Source organism: Paraburkholderia bryophila (assembly GCF_003269035.1).
GTDB classification, from domain to species: domain Bacteria; phylum Pseudomonadota; class Gammaproteobacteria; order Burkholderiales; family Burkholderiaceae; genus Paraburkholderia; species Paraburkholderia bryophila.
In genome coordinates this window covers 1-1109 of record NZ_QLTK01000088.1, presented here as the reverse complement: position 1 = coordinate 1109, position 1109 = coordinate 1, and the positions used below count along the sequence as shown (strand labels likewise).

At 61.6% G+C, this 1109-nt stretch carries 1 protein-coding gene; it reads right to left on the bottom strand.

The features are described from left to right. A partial coding sequence (locus BX591_RS35920) for a reverse transcriptase domain-containing protein (RefSeq protein ID WP_244147219.1) occupies positions 1-631 on the bottom strand: 631 nt, incomplete at its 3' end. Positions 632-1109: the final 478 nt, after the last annotated feature.

Sequence of the window (1109 nt, the reverse complement as noted above, 5' to 3'; positions counted from 1 at the left end):
TATCGGTTTCTTCCGCGGGGCATTCCAGCCACATCTGGATCAGATGCAGCACGCGCCGATCAACGATGCGTCGCGCCAGCGACAGCATCAGTTCGGCGTGTGGAATACTTCCGAAGTAGTCCGCAAGGTCGGCATCAACAACGTCCGTTTGCCCTCTATGCAGCCGCTCCTCCACCTCGATCACCGCTTGCTGGGCGTTTCGCCCCGGGCGGTAAGCGTACTGCTCTGATGGAAGGTCCGCTTCGAAGATCGGTTCGAGCATCAGCATCGCTGCTGTCATGCACACCCGATCACGCAAGGTCGAGATGCCCAGTGGCCTCAGTTTGCCATTGGCCTTCGGGATAAACACTCTCCTGATAGGCTCCGGCCGGTAACTCTCCTGCCTGAGCGCAAGCGCCAGTTCGCCGAGCCACCTCTGCACCCCGTACGCTTCGACCGCCGCGAAGTCTTGCCGATCGACACCCGGCGCGCCCCTGTTCGAGCGACACTGGGCGTACGCATGCGCCAGCACATCCTCACGGTAGATCTTGTCGTACAGAGCGTAAAAGCGGTACCCGGCTTCTGCCTTCGCTTTCGCGTGTAACGCCGTCTGCAGCTTCTGAACACTGATCGGAGTTGATAGGTTGCCCAATCTCCAGGTCCCTCACTACGTGTTGCGTTGGTCTTGAACTGAGGCCCCTTCCCTCCACCGGCATTACCCGGCTTCACCAGTACTACAGGCCTCTCCGTCATCCCAAGGCGCCCGGCCTGTCCCTCGCGGGCGTCCGGTTGGTCATCCGTGACCACGCCGAGGGACTTCCCGTGTTGCGTACGCTTTCCTTGTGTACATGCTGTCGCCACTACCCCGGCGCAGCGACTGGGCGTCCAGCCGGCTCATTCGCCCAGCCGTATCAGCCTTCCCCGATAGGGTTGTCGGGTCGGCCTGCGCATCGACCTTTTCGAGGTTTGCTCGGCGTTCACTCGCGTTACGGCCTGCACACTCGCGCTGTCACCAATTTGTGACACGCATCACCGAAGGCTTCAGCCACTTCGTTGCCTCCATAGCTGCTCCGGTTGCTTCCGGCTGGAGCATTTGCCGGGCGGGGCTTGCACCCGCTGGAAAGCGCCAC